General features: G+C 44.5%; 14 protein-coding genes, 1 tRNA gene and 1 pseudogene. All 16 read left to right on the top strand.

From position 1 onward, the window contains the following. The first annotated feature begins 108 nt into the window (after nucleotides 1–108). The 16 genes and pseudogenes from QMO62_RS14750 (at nucleotide 109) to QMO62_RS14675 (ending at nucleotide 20,210) form a co-directional block, all read left to right on the top strand. Nucleotides 109–3,081 carry a DEAD/DEAH box helicase gene (locus tag QMO62_RS14750; protein WP_284642046.1) on the top strand — a complete coding sequence of 991 codons (2,973 nt, stop codon included), beginning with the start codon at nucleotides 109–111 and terminating at the stop codon, nucleotides 3,079–3,081. Nucleotides 3,082–3,229: 148 nt separating this feature from the next. Continuing rightward, the gene (locus QMO62_RS14745; RefSeq protein ID WP_284642044.1) at nucleotides 3,230–3,592 is read left to right on the top strand and encodes a hypothetical protein; all 363 of its coding nucleotides are present in this window, start codon (nucleotides 3,230–3,232) and stop codon (nucleotides 3,590–3,592) included. An 801-nt stretch (nucleotides 3,593–4,393) separates the two neighbouring features. Beyond that, the gene (locus QMO62_RS14740) at nucleotides 4,394–5,074 is read left to right on the top strand and encodes a GntR family transcriptional regulator (protein ID WP_284642042.1); all 681 of its coding nucleotides are present in this window, start codon (nucleotides 4,394–4,396) and stop codon (nucleotides 5,072–5,074) included. 7 nt (nucleotides 5,075–5,081) lie between these two features. Then, entirely contained in the window at nucleotides 5,082–6,296 is a 1,215-nt protein-coding gene (locus QMO62_RS14735) for a trans-sulfuration enzyme family protein (RefSeq protein WP_284642040.1), read from the top strand. A 40-nt stretch (nucleotides 6,297–6,336) separates the two neighbouring features. Further along, entirely contained in the window at nucleotides 6,337–7,521 is a 1,185-nt protein-coding gene (locus QMO62_RS14730; protein WP_284642039.1) for an amidohydrolase, read from the top strand. Between the two features lie 16 nt (nucleotides 7,522–7,537). Continuing rightward, complete coding sequence (locus QMO62_RS14725; RefSeq protein WP_284642037.1) at nucleotides 7,538–8,581, top strand: methionine ABC transporter ATP-binding protein; 1,044 nt, start codon at nucleotides 7,538–7,540, stop codon at nucleotides 8,579–8,581. Further along, complete coding sequence (locus QMO62_RS14720) at nucleotides 8,556–9,215, top strand: methionine ABC transporter permease (RefSeq protein ID WP_284642035.1); 660 nt, start codon at nucleotides 8,556–8,558, stop codon at nucleotides 9,213–9,215. The genes QMO62_RS14725 and QMO62_RS14720 overlap by 26 nt, the downstream gene beginning before the upstream one ends. A 28-nt stretch (nucleotides 9,216–9,243) precedes the next feature. Then, complete coding sequence (locus QMO62_RS14715; RefSeq protein WP_284642032.1) at nucleotides 9,244–10,278, top strand: uroporphyrinogen decarboxylase family protein; 1,035 nt, start codon at nucleotides 9,244–9,246, stop codon at nucleotides 10,276–10,278. Beyond that, a complete protein-coding gene (locus tag QMO62_RS14710) occupies nucleotides 10,275–11,120 on the top strand; it encodes a MetQ/NlpA family ABC transporter substrate-binding protein (RefSeq protein WP_284642031.1) in 846 nt (281 codons plus the stop codon). Before QMO62_RS14715 ends, QMO62_RS14710 begins: the two co-directional genes overlap by 4 nt. 16 nt (nucleotides 11,121–11,136) lie before the next feature. Continuing rightward, nucleotides 11,137–11,943 carry a pyrroline-5-carboxylate reductase gene (gene proC, locus QMO62_RS14705; RefSeq protein WP_284642029.1) on the top strand — a complete coding sequence of 269 codons (807 nt, stop codon included), beginning with the start codon at nucleotides 11,137–11,139 and terminating at the stop codon, nucleotides 11,941–11,943. 3 nt (nucleotides 11,944–11,946) lie between these two features. After that, nucleotides 11,947–12,711, top strand: a complete 765-nt coding sequence (locus QMO62_RS14700; protein ID WP_284642027.1) for a VOC family protein — start codon at nucleotides 11,947–11,949, stop codon at nucleotides 12,709–12,711. Nucleotides 12,712–12,998: 287 nt separating this feature from the next. Continuing rightward, a tRNA-OTHER gene (locus QMO62_RS14695) sits at nucleotides 12,999–13,063 on the top strand. 154 nt (nucleotides 13,064–13,217) lie between these two features. Continuing rightward, the gene (locus QMO62_RS14690) at nucleotides 13,218–14,483 is read left to right on the top strand and encodes a class I SAM-dependent methyltransferase (RefSeq protein WP_284642025.1); all 1,266 of its coding nucleotides are present in this window, start codon (nucleotides 13,218–13,220) and stop codon (nucleotides 14,481–14,483) included. 3 nt (nucleotides 14,484–14,486) lie between these two features. Further along, nucleotides 14,487–17,072 (top strand): metallophosphoesterase, encoded by a 2,586-nt coding sequence (locus QMO62_RS14685; RefSeq protein WP_284642023.1) that lies wholly within the window; start codon nucleotides 14,487–14,489, stop codon nucleotides 17,070–17,072. Between the two features lie 51 nt (nucleotides 17,073–17,123). Continuing rightward, nucleotides 17,124–17,594 (top strand): annotated as a pseudogene (locus QMO62_RS14680) (TatD family hydrolase); the annotation flags it as partial. Between the two features lie 270 nt (nucleotides 17,595–17,864). Next, on the top strand, nucleotides 17,865–20,210 hold the full coding sequence (locus tag QMO62_RS14675) for an AraC family transcriptional regulator (RefSeq protein ID WP_284642022.1): 2,346 nt from the start codon (nucleotides 17,865–17,867) through the stop codon (nucleotides 20,208–20,210). Nucleotides 20,211–20,396 lie beyond the last annotated feature (186 nt).

Raw genomic sequence — 20,396 nt, 5'->3', positions numbered from 1 at the left:
ATGAAATCTAATCTTGAATAGGTAAGGACTTCCATTTATCTTTATGATATTATTAGGCATATTGACCTAATCGGAGTTTAAATTTGTTGTAATTATTAGGAGTCGGACATGAGCAGACAATCGCAGAATATTACAAAGTACTTTAGAAGTGCCGTATCGGCTCAGGCGAATACGGGCCTAGATTTTAAGAACGAGCCATTCTTCATTATTGAGGCTTCTCAGTTGTTAGAGGGAAGCATTCATAGTGAGACATGCGATAAGGTATTTACTGAAGCTAATAAAGGTTCAAACAATGAGGATAATAAATTTAAGAAAACGACTATAAACGTCATCGTAAGTGCGAAAACAGTAAAGACGATGTATGAAGCGAATGCTAAAATTCAAGAAGATGTTGATGAATTATCAGGTCTATTTTTTGTACCCGCAAAAATGGATAATAACGGTAAACTGTATTTTGATTCTGAAAATAAAAAGCTGCCCTGGTTCCCTCGAGAATACTTACAACCCATGGTTGAGCCTAAGTTGGCTATTGGTAGTGCAAGTAATGTTGATTCTTTTATTAGTGATCATGTCGATCGAGTAGAGTTAATAGGTACATGGGCACAATATGTGTCATTCTTTAAAGAGTTTTATGAAAACGTAACGAATAGCAAATTTGAAGATAGCCATATTTTTAGTCAAGAAGAAGAATCTACTTCGTCGTTTGCCTTGGAAAGAAATATGTATCTTTTTATAGATAATACAGTAAACTCAACATTTCATATTTTGAAATTGTATAATTACTTACTTCAAGATCTTCAGCTTAAACCGCTATATGATAATTTTACTTCAATACCAAAAGTAATATCAGAGTCACTAATATCCAATTCGACCTCCAATATGCAGCTGCATGCTGGGCAAATGGGAGGAGAGCATCCATTATCTCCTTCTCAGAGGGAGGCTATTAATCATTATAATCATATGAATGTTGGTGAAGTTCTAGCTGTCAATGGACCACCGGGAACGGGGAAAACCACGCTATTGCAATCCATTGTTGCTGATACATACGTGAAAAGGGCGATATTAGAAGAAAAGGCGCCGCTCATTGTTGCGACATCGACCAATAATCAAGCCGTTACGAACATTATTGCTTCATTTGGTAATATTAAAAAAATGAGTGACTCGAACCTTGAAGATCGTTGGATAGAAGGTGTACATAGTTTTGCTACTTATTTTCCTTCTGGATCGAAAGTAAAGGAAGCAACAAATCAAGGCTATCAATGCACTAATAATAAGGGCGAATACTTTTTATCCGATATCGAGACGGAAGCTAATCTAAATAAGTCGAGAACGAGAATAATCGAAAATTGTAGCGAATTTTTTAAATCGAAGTTTAATAATCTGGAAGAATGCCGTATTGCTCTTCATAAAGAGTTATTGTTCTTCGAAGAAAGCAAACGGAGTCTACTCGCACTATGTGACGAGTCCAATCAATTTCAGCACCTTGATATTCCTATCGACGTACAATTAAAATTGCTCGAAGAACAAATGGATCATATTCAAGTAAGAATTCAAAATATTAAAGATAGAGTGTCTGAATGGGAAATCGTTTACAGTAAAATACCTTTCATCATCAGGTTTATCTCGAGGATAACAAAGAAAAACCTTAAAAGAATCCAAACGGATTTCAGGTTGTTTATTTCCACTGAAGAGTTTGCAGTTCTTGATGAATCTATGAGTATCGAGCGAATTAAAGAAATATATAGTCTACAGGTTGCGGAGTTGAGTAGGTCGTTTGTAAAACTAAAAGATGATGCTGAGTTAATTAGGGACTGGATAAAAAGGTATAACAATGAATTAAAGACCTTAGGAGAGCACGGGGTCATTCTCCATAACAGTGAATCGACTAGATATAATATTTCGATAGATACGGTTAACGAACTAATAGATAAAACGATACGTTATCGAGAGTTTTGGATAGCCGTTCATTATTTTGAATGTAGATGGGCAAATGGTGAAGATGAACTTACCGAAAAGCAAAAAGGAAAAACCTTCACTAATGTTCTAACAAAGTTTTATAGCAGGCTTTCAATGATTACTCCTTGCTTAGTAATGACGTTCTACATGCTTCCAAAACAGTTTTTGGCATTTAACGAGCAGAAGAATACGTTTCTATTTAACTTTATTGATTTATTAATCGTAGATGAAGCGGGACAAGTGTCACCTGAAATTGCGGCTGGCGCATTCGCACTCGCTAAAAAAGCTGTTGTCGTCGGAGACATTCATCAGATTGAGCCTGTATGGAGTGTCAACAAATCATTAGACAAGGCATTGGCTCTCGCCAATGGTATGATCAAATCCATTGATCAGTTCAAAAAGTTAGAAGAGGCTGGATTAACAAGCTTCGGTTCAAGTGTAATGATGGTTGCTTCAAAGAGCTGTAAGTATGAAAAACACAATCAAAAAGGTTTGTTTCTTTCGGAGCATCGGCGCTGCTATAACGAAATTATCGATTACTCTAACAAACTGGTGTATAGAGGAAATCTCAATCCCATGCGTGGAAAGGGGAGCGATCGTAAGAACCGCCCTCTAGAACATTGGCCGCAAATGGGGTATAACCACATCGCTACGGAAGGTTCAAAAAAACAAGGAGGCAGCAGGTATAACGAGGTGGAAGCATCTTATATCGCTGAATGGTTGTATCAACATTTCGAGATGATTCGCAGTGCATATCCAGAAGATTCGGAAAACAATCTAATTGGAGTAATTACCCCATTTAAAACACAAGTGTGGTATATCAAAGCGGCATTAAAGAAAAAGATGCCTCATTTATGCAATAAAATAAGCGTGGGCACGGTTCATACATTTCAGGGTGCGGAACGTAACATTATCATACTTTCAACTGTGTATGGCAAGAACGATGGAAGTTACTTTATCGATGCAAATAAGAGTCTCATGAATGTAGCTGTGTCGCGGGCAAAAGACCATTTCTTTGTATTTGGTGATATTCGATGTTTGAAAGATAATCAAAATAGCGCCAGCGGATTAATTAAATCATTAATCCAAAGCAATCCACTATCAAGTGTCGCTTCTATTCACTAACTTTCTTTTCAGTGATTTAAAGATTCACCAATTATGTTAGGTGGAAAAACTGATTATTACCAATGGAATAGGGGTTAACGAGTAATGGCCATTTATGTTTGGCGTGAACCGGATGATCCAGAAGCAGAGAATCAAAATATATTCGTCAATGAATACATTTTATAAACATTTTGGACCCACTAAAGTAGATTGGGAAAATGGTGTATTGGCTGCTTTGTGTGCTTATTGGAAAGAGCAAGGGTATGAATCAGACCCGGAGAAAGATGCCTTCATTTTACCAGTTGATGTGATGTTTCAGAAACAGTATGAATGTTCACAGTGTAAGTCACAGTATTCTAGTGTACATGACGGTGACATTTATTATGATCAAGATACAAATGTACCACAGTTTGTCTGCCATGATTGTCTGATCATGGCTGCACGTCATCGTAGGTGGTTGTTGAAAGAGCATATGAAGCTAAAGATGCAATCATTGGCAAAAAAGGTGCAAGTAACTAACGAAGGATCTTAGAAGTTCTCCCAACATGAAGCATCGCGGCTTTATAGCACCATTTTCCTTTTCAAACATATGCGGTATTTAAGCGCGCTTGCTACGATGAAGAGATTCTTTGGTGTTGATGTGAAATTGATGTAAAGCATCAACAGAAGTCCTCGGATTGAAGCCTTCTAGAGCAAAAATAAATTGACAAAAAGCCCGTAAAACCAAGGTTTCAGCGATTGCTACAGATCACAACCCAAGTTAATATGTTCCCGCATACGGTGCATGTGGAATGCTGTTCACTATTAGTTCTGGAATGACATAACGAGAAGTAACAGTTTGAAATGCAGGCCCTTCTAAGAAAGGGCTTTTTCTTTTGATGCGTATGTAAATGCTCCGACATTGGCGGCTTGATGTAATAAGGGCCGTAAGCCCTTATGCATTATGCTTCCCCGTAAGGGGAAGCCACGATTGACCACGTCTCAATAGATTTGCGGCCTTTCAATAACTTCTGAGAGTTCTATTTTTATGCAATAATGTCAATTTAATGTTATAAAACATAACACTAACAGTGTATTTCTTCACAAACACTCTGTTTTTTTGAATTATAACCTCTAATATGTCATTAAACATTACATAAACGTGTAGACAAATGCGTTTTTTGTAAGTATAATAAGGAAAATTCCACAATTAGAGACATGTATATGTTAGGTTTGAATTGTAATGTCAATTTGAGGGAATTGAATCCGGGAAGACTAATTAAATAATTGTATACAATTATACAATTATACTTTTGGAGACAGGGACGATCAAAATCTTGACTAGGAGATGTATATGAAAACTTCAATCATGCAGACACGCAGGTTATCAAAGGACAATACTTACTTTGCATTGAAACAAAAAATTATAGATAACGAATTAAAGCCGGATGAAATTGTACATGAAGAAAGCTTGGCAGCCATGCTGGGCGTCAGCCGCACTCCTTTAAGGGAAGCGATTCAACGGTTGGAGAATGAGGAATTTCTAGTCCGGCAACCGAATGGAAGGTTGAAAGTGGCGCCAGTAACATTGAAAGAGGTTGAGGAAATCTTTCTAATCCGCAGCATGCTGGAAGGCTACATAGCTAAGAATGCGACCAGAAATGCGTCAGATAAAGATATTCAGCATTTAACGGCTATGATTGACAAAATGAAGCAATCTTTTCAACTGGGCTATAATGATGAATTTGTTTCCTACGGCTTTGAATTTCATGATTATTTATCTGAAATCAGCCGGCTTAAAACATTTGCCAAAATCTTGAATCAGTTAAGGGATCATGCGCTTCGCTACTGCCGGTTTGTATCCCTGCAAGGCGATTGGAACAAGCAGGCAGATGAAGAACATAGCCTGATCTTGCAGAAGATTACCGAAAAGGATGAGGAAGGCGCGGAAAAAGCAATGCAGGATCATATCATGAATAGTCTAGCTACTGCATTAGAGAGAATTAAAGGAATTCAGACAAACGAGGAGGAGTGAGTTGGACATGAAAACAGAATGGAATATGGATACGAAGATTATTCATGAAAAACAGTTTCCCGACCCTCACACCGGCGCCATCTCTCAAAGTATTGTTCCCGCAGTCGCCTATGCCTTCCCTGATACGGAAACAGCAGCGGCTGTTGTGGCCGGAGAGTCGGAAGGCGTCTATTACGGCAGATACGGAAATCCCACCTCCCGCACCCTGGAAAAAAAGATAGCTGCATTAGAGGGTGGAGAAGACGCTTTGGGCGTTTCCAGTGGAATGGCTGCGATCTCCATCGCCTTGCTCGGCTTTTTGAAGAACGGGGATCATGTCCTTGTAACGAAGGATGTTTATGGAGGAACCTATAGCTTCCTGACTTCATTGGCTCCCCGCTTCGGTATCCAATTTGATTTTGTCGATTGCACGGATATCCCGGCAATGATTCAGGCGATAAAACCCAATACGAGAGCGGTATATATCGAAACGCCGTCCAATCCGAGATTGACCATTCTGGATATCGGAAACATCTCGGAAGCCTGCAAAACCTACCGGCTGCCCGTCATTGTCGACAATACCTTTATGAGCCCTTGCTTGCAGAAGCCTTTAGAGCTTGGCGCCGATGTGGTGGTTCACAGCGCTACTAAATATATTAATGGACACGGGGATGTCCTGGCAGGATTCATTGTAGGGAAAAAAGATATGATCCAGTTTATGAGAAAGAAACTAATGGGTGATTTGGGACAACATTTAAACGCGTGGGACGCATTCTTAATTTTAAGAGGAATGAAAACAATGGCCCTGAGGGTAGAGAAACATTGCGGCAACGCCCAGAAAGTTGCCGAGTACCTCGAGTCCCATCCTATGATCGATAAAGTCTATTATCCGGGTTTAGCGTCTCATCCTCAACATATGCTGGCCAAAAAGCAAATGAAGGGAATGGGAGGAATCGTTTCTTTTGAAGTAAAGGGAGGCTTGACTGAGGGGCAAAAATTAATAAACTCGCTAAAATTAGCGATGATTTCATTCAGCTTGGGAGATCCGGAAACTTTGGTGCAGCATCCGGCATCCATGACCCATGCTTCTATACCAAAGGAAGAGAGAATGATATTTGGAATTACCGATGGATTAATTCGCATTTCGGTCGGATTAGAGGATGCGGATGATATTATCCAAGATTTCGATCAAGCGTTAACAGGCCTGCTTTCCGGTTCTGAAATGAAAAGCATAACGAAATAATACGTTTGATCCATAACTGGAAGGGAGGATGTATAAGTTTATGTCTATTAAACAGCTCGATGAGATGGAACAAGCTTTAGGCAGTCAATTAATTGAAGTTCGTAGAAACCTTCATCGGGAGCCTGAATTATCTTACGAAGAGTTTAAAACAACAGGAAAATTGCGGAAATGGCTGACAGACGCCAATATTTCCATATTGGATCTCCCTCTAACAACAGGGCTTATCGCAGAAATCGGACAAGGTAAAGGGCCCATCGTAGCCATTCGCTGCGATATTGACGCACTCCCGATTGAAGAGCAAACCGGATTGCCATTTGCGTCAGAAGTTCCGGGGAAAATGCATGCATGCGGTCATGATTTTCACACGGCCGTAATTTTAGGTGCCGCATACTTGCTGAAAGCCCGTGAAGATGAACTGCCCGGAAGGGTTAGAGTATTATTTCAGCCGGCGGAAGAAACCGGTCACGGGGCTGAAAGCGTGCTGGCATCGGGAGGGCTTGAAGGGGTAGAGGCCATATTCGGACTTCATAACTCGCCCGATTTGCCTGCTGGAGCGTTTGGAACGAGAATCGGAGCTTTAACAGCCGGGGTTGACCGGTTTGAAATTAAGGTAAAAGGGATCGGCGCTCATGCCGCTTATCCGCAAAACGGTGTGGATTCCATTGTAACAGCGGCTCAAATCATTACATCGCTTCAAACGATCGTAAGCCGCCAAAACAGTGCTCTGGAGCCGGTTGTGCTAAGTGTAACCCGAATAAATGGGGGATTCACTTGGAATGTACTGCCGGAGATTGTTGAATTGGAAGGCACGGTTCGGACACATAATGAAGAAATTCGACGCATGATTCCAGAAAAAATGACTCAAATCATAGAAGGAATTGCCGCAGCATCCGGGGCGGAGGCAAAGTTGCATTGGTTTCCAGGTCCGCCTGCAACGATAAATGATGGGTACTGGACTGATTTCACCAAAGAGATCGCCAAACAGACAGGATATGAGGTATATGATATCGCGCCGCAAATGGGAGGTGAAGATTTCTCCTTGTATTTACAGAACATACCGGGTGCTTTTGTCAATATCGGAACAGGCGCTGCCCATGCCCTGGATCATCCGAAATTCGATGTCGATGAGGGGACGTTATTACCGGCTTCCCAATACTTTGCTTTTTTGGCGGAGCAAGCACTGTTGAAACTGAAAGTGAAAGCTTATCACCAAAACTCAAAATGAAATGCGAGGAATGTTTATGATTGAATTAAAAGACATTCATAAAACCTATACCCGGAAAGGGATCTCCAACGATGCTCTAAAAGGGATCAACTTAAAGGTAGAGAAAGGAGATATATTTGGGGTTATCGGGTACAGCGGTGCGGGAAAGAGTACGTTGATCCGTCTGGTCAACTATTTGGAAAGACCGACGAAAGGGCAGGTTTTTGTAGATGGACATGACTTAGGCGCATATAGCGTGAAGGAGCTGCGTGCAGCCAAAAAAAATATTGGCATGATATTCCAACACTTTAACCTGCTGGAATCGAAAAAAGTATTCGATAATGTGGCGATCCCCATGGTGTTATTAAAAAGAAATAAAAATGAAATTCGCGAGCGCGTGATGGAACTGCTGGAGTTTGTCGGGTTAGGCGACAAGGCGGGCAGCTATCCGAGCGAATTATCGGGCGGGCAGAAGCAGCGCGTAGGGATTGCAAGAGCGCTGGCCTCCAATCCTTCCATTCTCCTGTGCGATGAAGCAACATCGGCGTTAGATCCGCAGACGACGCACTCGATTTTACAGCTTTTGAAGAAAATTAATGCGGAATATCATATTACGATTATGATCATCACCCACGAAATGTCGGTGATTCAGGAGATTTGCAACAAGGTCGCGGTGATGGAGAGTGGACGGATCATCGAGCAAGGCAGCGTTTTGGAAGTGTTCGGACATCCGAAGCATCCGACGACGCAAAATTTTGTGAAGACCGTGATTCGGAACAGCATCACCAACAGCGTACAAAAAACGGTGAAACAAGAACCTGGAAGCGGGCTTTACAAGCTGGAATTCATCGGTGAGTGCGCCTCCGAGCCGATTATGTATGAAATGATCAGGTCATATAACGTGAAGGTTAATATTTTATTCGCCAATATGACGGAGATTCAAGATACGACCTTAGGGAACATGATTGTTCAGTTAAAAGGAGAACCGGACGAGGTGAATAACGCCCTGTCCTTCTTTAAAAACAACGGCGTCGGCGTGGAGGAGGTGGAAAAGCATGATGTCAACTACTGTTACAACTGATCAATTTCTGGAGGCAATCATCGATACCTTACATATGGTGGGGATGTCCCTGTTATTGGGGTCTTTGATCGGCATTCCGCTGGGAATTTTATTGGTGGTTACCCGTCCGGGCGGCGTGTTGGAAAGCAAAGTGCTTTATAGCATTTTAAATCCCGTGATTAACATTGTCCGCTCCTTGCCCTTTATTATTTTACTCGTTGCCATCATCCCGTTTACACGCTTAATTGTTCATACTTCGATTGGGACAAGCGCAGCGATCGTACCGCTTATTATCTATATCGCACCTTATATCGGACGCTTGGTAGAGAACTCCCTGCTCGAAGTAAATCCGGGAATACTTGAAGCAGCCGAGTCGATGGGGGCAACACCGCTTCAAGTCATTTGGTACTTTCTGTTGCCGGAGGCCATCGGATCGTTAATCCTTTCCTTGACGACTGCGACAATCGGGTTAATTGGCGCAACGGCGATGGCCGGAACGGTTGGCGGCGGAGGCGTCGGAGATATGGCTATTGTCTATGGATACCAAAGATTTGATCCCGTAGTCGTTCTTGCTACTGTCATTATTCTTATTATTTTCGTACAAGGCATTCAATCTTTAGGAAACACGGTAGCGAGGAAGATTCGCCACTATTAGTGATTAACTTAAGCAGGGAGGACAACAAATGAGTGAATGGAGCAAACAAGACCGATTTAATGCCATATTATCCGGGGAACGGGCGGATCGCCCGATTGTCAGCGGCTGGCGCCATTTCATCGATAAGGAACAAAATGCAGCCGATTTAACGGAAGCGACGATTTCTTTTACAAAGAAATATGATTGGGATTGGGTCAAAATCAATCCCAGAGCAACCTATTTGGCTGAAGCCTGGGGGAATGAGTATGACTTTCAGGACTATCAAACCGTATTTCCCCGCCAGCAAACGACCGTCGTTCCGACAGCCGCTAATCTTTGGGATCTGGATATAAAAAAGGCAATGCATACAGCACCCTTATTGGAGCAGCTAGTTGCGGTAAGAAAGATTCGCCAAGGGTTGCCTGACACCCCTTTAATTCAAACTGTCTTTTCGCCTTTAACTGTTCTTTTGTTTATTGTAGGCCGGTCCGCTTATGTAACCAAAACGGTTTTTGGCATTGAAAATCCTGTCACCTTGGAATCTTTATTTAAAGAACATCGAGCAGCCGCACATCATGCACTGCATGCAATTTCATTAACCATGGCCGATTATGTACAAGAGCTTAAGCAAGCGGGTTCAGATGGTCTGTTTTACGCGGTGACCGGTACGGCTCATCCGGGCTTGTTTAACGAATCGATGTTTAATGAATTTTCCAGACCCTATGATTCCATTGTGCTGGAGGCTGCGAGCTACGGAAAAAATGTCCTTCATACTTGTGGAGCGAATTCACAGCCCGAGAGATTTAACGACTACCCGATCGATGGAATCAGCTGGGATACAAAGGCTGAAGGAAATCCGGGATTGGATGCCGCTTTAAACGCTACAAAGATCGGCGGCGTCGATCATGTATTGTTTGCTTCCAATGACATTCCTCAAATTCAAAAGCAGGCGGAGGAAGCATTGAACTTAATGAAAGAACAACCGTTTATTCTTGCGCCAAATTGCGCAATCCCGCTTAACGTAACGGATGAGGCTCTGGAGCAGTTTAAAAAATCTGTTTTTGCAAAGGAGACAAAAGTATGAAAAAGGCATTATTCGTCATTTTAGTTGGGATTGTCATGCTGTTATCGGCGTGCGGCGGAAGTGAAGCCAAGAGCTCAGTTTCAGGCGCAGGACAGGAAGAGAAGAAAAAAATTACCGTTGGATTTGGCGTCGGAACCTATGAAGAGCAATTCCGCCAATCGATTATGCCGCTTTTAGAGAAGAAAGGCTACAAAGTTGATTTGAAAACCTTCTCTCAAAACATGCAGGTAAACCCTGCCATGAAGGAGGGCTCCATTGACGCAAGTGTATTCCAAAGTACAGCGTATATGGAGGCGATTAACAAAGAAATTAAAGCCGATATGGTTGGAATTGCTTATGTGCCGAGTGCGCCGCAAGGTCTTTATTCTGTCAAGCACACCACGCTCAATGATGTAAAAGACGGCACTACCGTTGCTATTCCCAATGATCCGGTTAACCAGGAGCGCGCTCTTCGAATTCTGGAAGAACTCGGTTGGATCAAAATTAAAAAAGGGGCAGGTGTGGCGGATTTTAACATTAACAGCATGGAGCCGGACAAGTATAAAATTGATTTTAAAATTCTGGACCCTGCTCAAATCCTTGTATCGCTGCAAGATGTCGATTATGGCGTTGTAAACGGAAATTACATTGCAAATGCCGACAAAAAGATTACAGACGCATTGAAAATAGAAAATACGCCTATGCAGCACAGAATCATTATATCGATTAATAAGAAAGATGAAAATACACAATGGGCCAAAGATTTAAAAGCTGCATATGAGTCCAAAGAGTTTGAAGAATATATTAAGGGAATTAAGAAATATGACGGCTTCATTCTGCCTGAAGCGTGGAAAACCAACTAAGTAAGGATGTGGCGGGATGACAAAGAAACGGATTCATTTTATCGGCGGCGGACAAATGGCTGAGGCCATCATTCGCGCTGTTATATCCAATCAAACGGTATCTGCAGATCAAATCAGCGTCACTGACATCAATGAGGCACGTCTTCAATTTCTGAGCAAATCTTACGGAATAAATACGGACCGTTCTCGAGAGAGGGTTCTCCCTGAAGCCGACATGATTGTGCTTGCCGTACGGCCACAGGATCATTTGACTGCACTAGGACAAGCTGTTCATCAATTCGCTGCACCATCCGCCGCAATCGTTTCGATTGTGGCGGGTGTAACGATTGAGAAGCTGGCTGGCTTTTTTGGAGCCGATCGTCCCATATTTCGGGTCATTCCAAATACTTTGACGGATACGGGATACGGCTATAGCGGGGTTGCCTTAAATGCCTACGCAACGCAAGATCAAGTACACGATTTTCTGCTCGGATTCGGAAAAGTACAATATTTGGACGAAGCATTCATAGATATTTTCACCGGATTTGGTGTGGCAGGACCGAATTATATTTATTATTTTATTGAATCTCTTGCGGATGCCGGTGTACTCGCCGGTTTGCCACGGGAGCTAGCGTGGAAGGTTGTGCTGGAAAATCTAACCGGAGCTGTTGCCATGCTTCAACGGTCCGGCTTGCATCCGAGGCAGTTGCTTGACATTAATAACTCGCCCGGCGGTGTAGGCATTCACGGATTATACGAACTGAACAACAGTGATTTCGCTGCCGGCCTACAAAGAAGTGTCTTAGCAGCCGTAAAGCGGACAACGGAGTTAGGAGCGGGGTAGACAATGGCAACAAAACATTGGGATCATCTTGTTCATTATGTCAAAGAACTGGACAAACCGGTTGAAATCTTTGGAGAGCACGGTTTAGTTGCCTTTAAGGGAGGTTCCCATAAGGAATGGGGAACCCTTAATACATTAAGTTACTTTGGTATAACCTATATCGAGTTTCTAGGTATTGAGAATCTTGAATTAGCGAAGGCAACGGAACATAACCGTGTGGTGAAAGATGCGGTTGACGCATTACCGGAGCATGAAATCTTGAGCAGAGTCGTGATTCGGACCGATGATATTGAAGAAATGGCTGCTTCCTTAGGAGCAACTGGCTTAATATTGTCCCCTATTATGGACGGCAAACGTCTGGATAAGAACGGCAGATTAATAGAATGGCGTATGATGACCATTGATGGTGACTTTCAAGGGTTAGTCTATCCGTTTATTATTCAATGGAAAGGGACGGATGCAGAAAGATTGGAGCAATTAACGTCATCCGGCATCATTAAGCCGCATCCTGCGGGTCATGCCGAAATCAAAAGAGCGGTATTCCATGTCTCAGATCCAGCGGCAACCGCTTCGCATTGGGGGGATTTATTTGGATTGTCTGTCGCAGAGTCAGAAGACAAATCCGTCACCCTAAAGATTGGCGAAAAGTATTTTGAGTTCGTAAAAGGGGACGAGAACCAATTCAAACAGGTGATTTTTGAAACGGATTCAACAATGCTAAAAGGGAAAACCCTCCGGATTGGTGAAGGAGAATATGTTTTTAATTAAACAGCGATGTTTTCTCCACACGACAGAGGGACAACCAATTGACCACATTTTGACCACGTACCCAGCGAAAATTGTGAATGGAACACTTGTTGAAACAGGTGTTCTATTTTTTGTGCTATCCGTTAAACCTAGCCCAGCTTGCTGGAATAGGGCCCTAAGATGATTAGGAGCCTGAAGATAACATTTATTAAAAAAAATTTGGTTAGAATTTCCGGCTTCGTAATACTTTCACCCTGTTCGTTTGCATATAAGTAAGCAAAAATACGATCAGTGACCAAGATCATCGAGGCGCATGGATGGGTTACTTCGCCTGGTAAGCGACATGTCGTTGGTTCGAATCCAACTTCCGCTGAAAAGCGGAATAGCTCAGCGGTAGAGCAGTCTGTACCTATCCGACCTATTTCCTCGATGATCTTTCCACATTAAGCGTAATAACAGGTTACCAATTAAGGTATCTCGCAAGGTTCCCAAAAGGTTCCCAATTTGTAATTTAGGAGTAGATTGAGATGGCAATCGTCCAAGTCAGATCCACCAATCCGCAGTTTTCATTTTTGATCAAGAAAAATCCGAATTCCGGCATGATGCTTCGCTCGGTCCGCAAAGGTATGGCGTACGGCTGGTACACCGATCAGCAGACTTTTAATGTGTATTTTAAAGATGCGGATAATGAGATTTCCTATAAGCAGCACGAAAATGAGAACTTCGAGTATCTTAACGTATCGAGATACAACACGCCCTTATTTCCGCTGAATGCGATTAACGAATTCTTCTCTACGCCGCTTAAGGTACAAGATGAGAGGGACGTTGAAGGCTACGAGCATACTTTTTTTATCAATATGATACATATCGAACTGGTTCGGTACATTGAGTTTTTCGAGAAGCATTTAAAGGATTTCTCTTTCGAAATCGCCCATCAAGCTCATAAGAGCTATTCTCTTACCATTACGACACAAAAGAGCCTGTATCAGCTGCTCCATGCCGTAAGTGTGCTGTGCTTGTTCCTCTCGATGTTCGGAAACGAATATATCGATATCTCAGACAGCATCCTGGATAAATACATCAAGAGCATGAATGTGATTGATGCGCCGTTTTATATTCGCAGCCTCTTTGTGCGGAATTTCTTGTCTACTAGAGACCGTTTTCAAAAATACAAAGCGGAACTCGAGAAAACGGATCGCTATGATATTCAATTCGCCTACGGCGGTACGGCACTCCAGCGGAGAAATTATATCGGTAGCGCACTGACCTTCGATAAGTCGATTTTGGATGTAGGTTGCGGAGAAGGGTTTTATGCACTCCCTTTTGCCGGAAAAATCGAGGGAAACTACTATGCGGTCGACATCAATGAAGATCTGTTGGATAAAGTACAGCGTAAAGCGGAGGCAAGAGAGATCGACAACATCGTCACATTTAGTTCGATCGATCAGTTCCTGGAAGGCTACAATGGGGAGCAGGTTGATGTGATTTTGACAGAGGTCATTGAACATATGAGTCAGGACGAGGCCAGGCAGCTGATTCATCAAATCTGTGCACATGTCGATTTTGACAACTTCATCATTACAACGCCCAACGCTGACTTTAACCGGTACTACGAGTTGAGCGATTTCCGGCATGACGACCACAAGTGGGAGATGGGCGAAGAATCTTTTAAACAATGGATGCGCGATGTGATTAAGGAAACGAATCTGCATGCCGAATTTGTCGCTGTCGGAGACGGCGTGAACAATATCCAAACTACGCAGGGCGTTATTCTCAAGAAAAGGGGGGCCTGACATATGGAGATTCAAACGAGGGTTCACACGATTTTCATGCTGGTCGGGTCTACGGAATGCGGCAAAACGACGTTTGCCAAGGAAGTACTGATTCCGGGGCTGCGTTTTGAGGATACCAGCCGTAATGTCAGGGCCAATGTCCAATATTTGTCCTCCGACCAGATCCGCCAAGAGGTACTTGGATATGAATACGACAAGTATGATCAGGTGATGCTCGAATCCAGCGAGCAAGCTTTTCACCTGCTGTTTGAAAGACTGAAGATGGTGACATCTTTCCCGGTCAATGCGGAGTTTGTTGTCGTAGATACAACCGGGTTGTCTGAGGATTTTCGGGCAAAAGTGAAGGAGATTGCATTTCAAAACAACTACAACCTCGAGGTCATCGTCTTTGATTACCGGAAGAGGGAAGATTACTACGCGTCGGAGCGTTCGAAGAAGCTGATCACGAACCACATTAACCGGCTGAAAAAAGAGGTTCTCGGTTCGCTGCCCCGTGAGGGATACGGTAAGATTCATAAAGTGCGTGCTAAAGACTTTTATGTGGCCGAAGAGGGAAGGGCGAATTCGGAGTACCAAATCATCGTTGGGGATTTGGATGCTTACTTGGCAACCATTCTTCCTCAAGATCAGCAGTACATCATCATTGGCGACGTTCATGAATGTGTGGACGATTTGAAGGGGCTGCTGCTCGATCACGGATATAAGATTGAAGCGGGCAAGCTGGTTGTGACCGATAAGCTGAAGCAAACCAAGATCATTTTGGTCGGAGACTGGATAGACAAGGGTAAGCAAACTAACGATATCGTTCAGTTTTTGTATGATAACCGGGAGCATTTTTACTTCGTACTTGGAAATCACGAAAATTTCGTCGACAAGTATATGAAGGGCGAAATTAACGGCGTTGATCAGGAGCTGCTCCATACGTATTTTGACTCGACACAGGTATTATTGAACGATCCGGAACTGCTGGAGAAATTTCAGCACCTGGTCTCGATTTCGAAGCCATTTTTTTGGTATGTGGGGACTAAGGGGCCGTCCTTCTATGTCACTCACGCCCCGTGCCGGAATAAATACATCGGCAAACTGGATACGAATTCGGTCAGGCATCAAAGGAATTTTCGAATCGATCGGGAAGCGCCGCTGGAGGGGCAGCTTGCTTTTCTGCAGGAGGAATCGGTCAAAAATCATCCGTACCACGTGTTCGGGCACGTCGCGGCCAAGCAGTCTTTCCGGATCGGTAATAAGATTCATATCGACACGGGCAGCGTACAAGGCAACCTGTTGACCTCCGTCAGTATTTCGTATAAACCGTTTATGAAGTCCCGGAAGTCCAGCCAAGCGGTGATTACCGAGGAACTGCAAACTTTATTCAAGGTGGAACGAAAGGTTTCCGTTCAAGACCTCGGTGAGGATGACATCCGCAGACTCCACTATTGCTCGCGGAATAGAATCAATTTCATCTCAGGTACGATGTCACCGGCGGACAAGAATGAAGAGACGAATGAACTGGAATCGTTGAAACGCGGTCTCGATTATTTCAGGGAACGCGGCGTTCAGCAAGTCGCCCTGCAGCCCAAATATATGGGCTCGAGATGCAACGTTTATTTGAATAAAGATCTGGAGCAGTGCTTTGCGGTCAGCCGCAACGGCTACAAGATTAATCATGTGGTTTTAACGGAGATTTACGGCAAGCTGCTGCAGAAATTCGGCGGTTTTATGGAAGAGCGGAAAATTGCCATGATGATTCTGGATGGAGAGCTTCTGCCGTGGAAGGCGCTGGGCGAAGGACTGATCGAAAGGCAGTTCAAGCCCATTGAAAAAGCGTTGGAGACAGAGCTTACGTTCCTGCAGCAAAACGGTTTTGAGGAAGCCTTTAGCAATCTCATTGCCGAATATGAGGCGAGCGGTTTTGAAAAAGACCAGCATCATATCGCGAAGTCCGCTTTAAGCGAAAAGTATGGCCCTAGTGTGTACCAAAACTACAAGTACGTCCATGAAATCAGGGATACTTATGTCCCGCTAACTGAGCACGTAGATGCTTATCAGACGTATAGAAGGCAGCTGGAGTTGTATGCGGAAGACGAAGCCATGGAGTATAAGCCGTTTGCCGTTCTGAAGATTGTTTATGAAGACGGTAAGGAAGAAATTCCGGAATGGAAGACCTCCGAGATGTACGGTTTTCTGTCGAAGGACGAGGCGCTCATGTTGGATTTGGCCGAGCCGGACTGCCTGGAGAATGCGGAGCGTTTCTTCTCCAAGCTTACGATGGAGAACCATATGGAGGGTATTGTGATCAAGCCCGAGATATGGAACGGAAAAACGGTACCTTATATGAAGGTGCGGAATCCCGAGTATTTGTCCATCATTTACGGGTATGATTACAGGTTCCCGCATAAATACCGCAAGCTGCTCAAGCAGAAGAATGTGAATCAAAAGCTTCGCACCTCACTTAATGAGTACCAGCTTGGGATGCGAATGCTGGCGGTGCCATTTGAAGGAATTACGCCTGAGCATGAGGCTTATAAAGAGGTAGCGGTTAATCTGCTATTTGAGGTGGCGCAGGAGCGGGAGATCGATCCGCGTTTATAATCATGATAGGGTGTCTGAATCTTTCTGTGGATTCGGGCACTTTTTTCATAGCGTAAATGGTTTACCGAGCAAATTCGTATGGCGCTTGAACTAAACATGCCACTGTTTTTGCATGAGCGGGAGGCATTTTCAGATTTTATTGCGATTCTTAAGGAACATGGGGTCAAAAAGGCGGTTGTCCATTGTTTTACAGGGACTCGGTCTGAGCTTCGGGCATACCTTGAAATGGACTTTTATATCGGGATCACCGGATGGATTTGCGATGAACGAAGAGGTAAACATCTGTGGGACCTTGTCCGAATGATTCCGCCCAACCGGCTTATGATCGAGACGGATGCGCCGTTTTTGACTCCGCGGGACTTAAAGGAAAAGCCCGCGGATGGACGGAACGAGCCTGCTTTCCTACCGCATATCTTGCAAACTGTAGCACGGTGTGTCGGTAGACCTTTTCTCCACTTCTGTTCCCGCGGCGGAATCCTGATTGGATCTTTTGTATTACTCCTGTTCAGCGGCAAACTTTAAGTTGTTTAAAGGGTGAAAGGGTATAGGGGAGTGGGCTGTGGAGCCTTGTGGGGCGTGGGATTTGGGCGTTGTGGGGACGCGGGAGGGGCAAACTTATTTTGTTGGGGACAACAGTGAGGGATTTTTACTGTTTTGCTCTCCGTTCGGGGGCGCTTTCAGCGGATTGGAGTGTAGAAATAAAGAAATGGTGTAAATTGCGTGGAGGCTCTATCCAGTCATGGCGGCAGCGGCTATAATAAAATTCACCAAATGAACGGGAGATCAGCGCATATGAGGCAAAGGCTACCCAATTACTTTTTCAATATGATCGTTAAGATCACGTTCTTCACGACGTTCATTGTTCTCATCTTATCGGTCCTTCTGTACACAAGCTTCAGGAGCTACAATATTAAGGTCGTTAATCAGCTTAATGAATCGTTGATGCAGCAGGTGATTCATAACGCTGAGCAAATTCATAAATACATCCGCAGCTATTCCGTCTCACTGACCGGCAACACCGATGTCAAAAATTTGATGTACGGGGAGGAATTATCCGTATATGAAACGCTGGGCAGCATTCGCGCCTTGGATCTGGCGCTCGAAGCGAACCCTTATATGGAGTCCATGTATGTGTACAACGCGAGAAGCGATACGTATTATGTGATGGGGCCCAATCCGGTCATCCGGAAGGGTGGCTTGTTCGATCCGCAGATCGACGACATATTGAAAGCGGGTTCACCGATTCCGCGCCTGACTCCTATCCCCAGATTCATTGCGCATACGGAAGAGCAGCCGAACAAGGATGCGCAGGTTTTTACTTATGTGCTTCCGGAGTTCTTCCGGGATGGCAGTACCTTGAAGAGCGCTCTTATTATTAATGTCAAAGTGGAGAGCTTCCTTCATAATGTGGCAGCAGACGATTCAGGCATCATGGATATGAAAAGCCTGTGGTTTCTTGGCGGCGAAGGTGAGGTATTTGCCCATACGAATCAGGAGCTATTTTTGCAGCATATCGGCGATACGGATTATGTCAACCAAATCCTTCAATCGCCGCAGTCATCGGGTTATTTCACCGCTCAGCTGGAAGGGGATACCTCTGTGGTGACCTATGTACACAGTGAGCTGCTGGGTTGGAAGCTGGTAGGGGTCACGCCTTTCGACACCGTCGCCCAAACAGCGGAGCGTGTGAAGAGCTTGGCCATCGGTATTGGCGTCATGATGCTGACGCTTTGCCTAATAGCCGCCGTGGTTTTGACGCGTAACCTGTACGCACCTATACGCATGCTGCGCAACAAGTTCAGCCCGCATATTCCGGCTGGGGATAGTGCGGCCGTCCACAACGAGTTCGAGATGATCTCGGAGGTGTTCTCTACGACGCGCCATAAGCTGCTTGATCTTCAGCAGTTCAGAAACAGCAACTGGCTCGCTCTCAAGCAGAAGGCGCTGGAGGACTTCATGCGAACAGGATTACCGCCGGGCAGGAATGAGGACGAATGGCTGCAGGCGTACGGGGTTCGGATGAATCCGAATGGCCACTGGGTCGTTGCCGTTCTGCGCATAGACCGCTATGCAGATTTCTGTGAAAAGTATAATGAATCCGACCGTGCGCTGCTGCGCTATGCACTAACAAATATTATGGGTGAAATTATCCACGCAAGCTTCGCGTGTGAAACGGTGGATATGGGAGAAGACCGGATTGCGGTGATGATGATTGTAGATGAGGATGAGTGGCCTGCTCCGAAGTGGAAAGAAGCGCTGGCGGAGCTGCTGCGGCAAGCCCGGATGAGTTTTGAACATTATTGCGGATCGGCTTTCTCCGCTTTTGTCAGCGAGTCCGCCATAACAATGCGCGAAATACCGTATTTGTACCGGGATGCGGTTGAATTGTCTCATAACAGAATCAAGGCCGGGCACAGATGCCTGTTATTCTGCGAGGAGAGCGGAGCCGCGGAGCCGTTTTTTTTCAACATGAATCATCCGCTGCTCGATCAGCTGCTGGAGGGGATTCAAGAGGGCAAGCCGGACAAGGCGGAGGTAGCCTACAACTCGCTAAGGGAGCTGCTGTATCGGTGTGACCCTGACAACATGATGTTCGCTGTCTCCTACTTATCCTCCTCCGTGTTCAACCTTCTGCATACGATGGAGAGCAAACGTACCGTTTCCTTCGGGCTTAGCTTCACTGAGTTTGACAGGAAGCTGAAGAGGATGGAAACCTTTGCGGAGATGGACGACGAGTTTCGCCGATTATTCGAGGCTATCGCCGCACGTATGAACCGGATCCCCAATGAAAAAACAAACCTGATCGTGTCGGAGGCGCTCCGCTATATTGAGGAGCATTATGCCGATATTGCGCTTTCGCCGCATCAAATCGCCGACCTGTTCAATCTGACGCCCGCTTATCTGAACAAGCTGTGCCGCGAACGAACTTCGCATTCGTTGGGCGATTACATTACACATGTCAGGGTGGAGAAGGCGAAGCAGCTTCTTGGAGAAACGAATTTGACGATCGACCAGATCATCGGACGGATTGGCTGGGAGAACAAGAAATACTTCTTTCGCATCTTCAAGAAGCTGACGGGTGCCACACCGACGGAGTACCGATTGAAGCTCAGTATCGATCAGCTCAATAAATCCTGAGCAGGCTCTTTCTCTCCTCTGAACCCTCCGTTCAGAGGTTTTTTTTCGCAAATTGCTGCTATTTCATACCATTTTTCACCGTGTACACCGCACTTTCACACCAATTCCCCGATTTTGCCCCTTACATCCGAGCGCTTCAATGACATATGATAAGCTCACGACAGGCACAACAATTTCGAGCAAAGG

The sequence above is a fragment of the Paenibacillus silviterrae genome (genome assembly GCF_030167925.1).
GTDB lineage: Bacteria > Bacillota > Bacilli > Paenibacillales > NBRC-103111 > Paenibacillus_G > Paenibacillus_G silviterrae.
The sequence above is the reverse complement of the archived record's forward strand: the minus strand, read 5'-3'. Positions and strand labels throughout refer to the sequence as shown.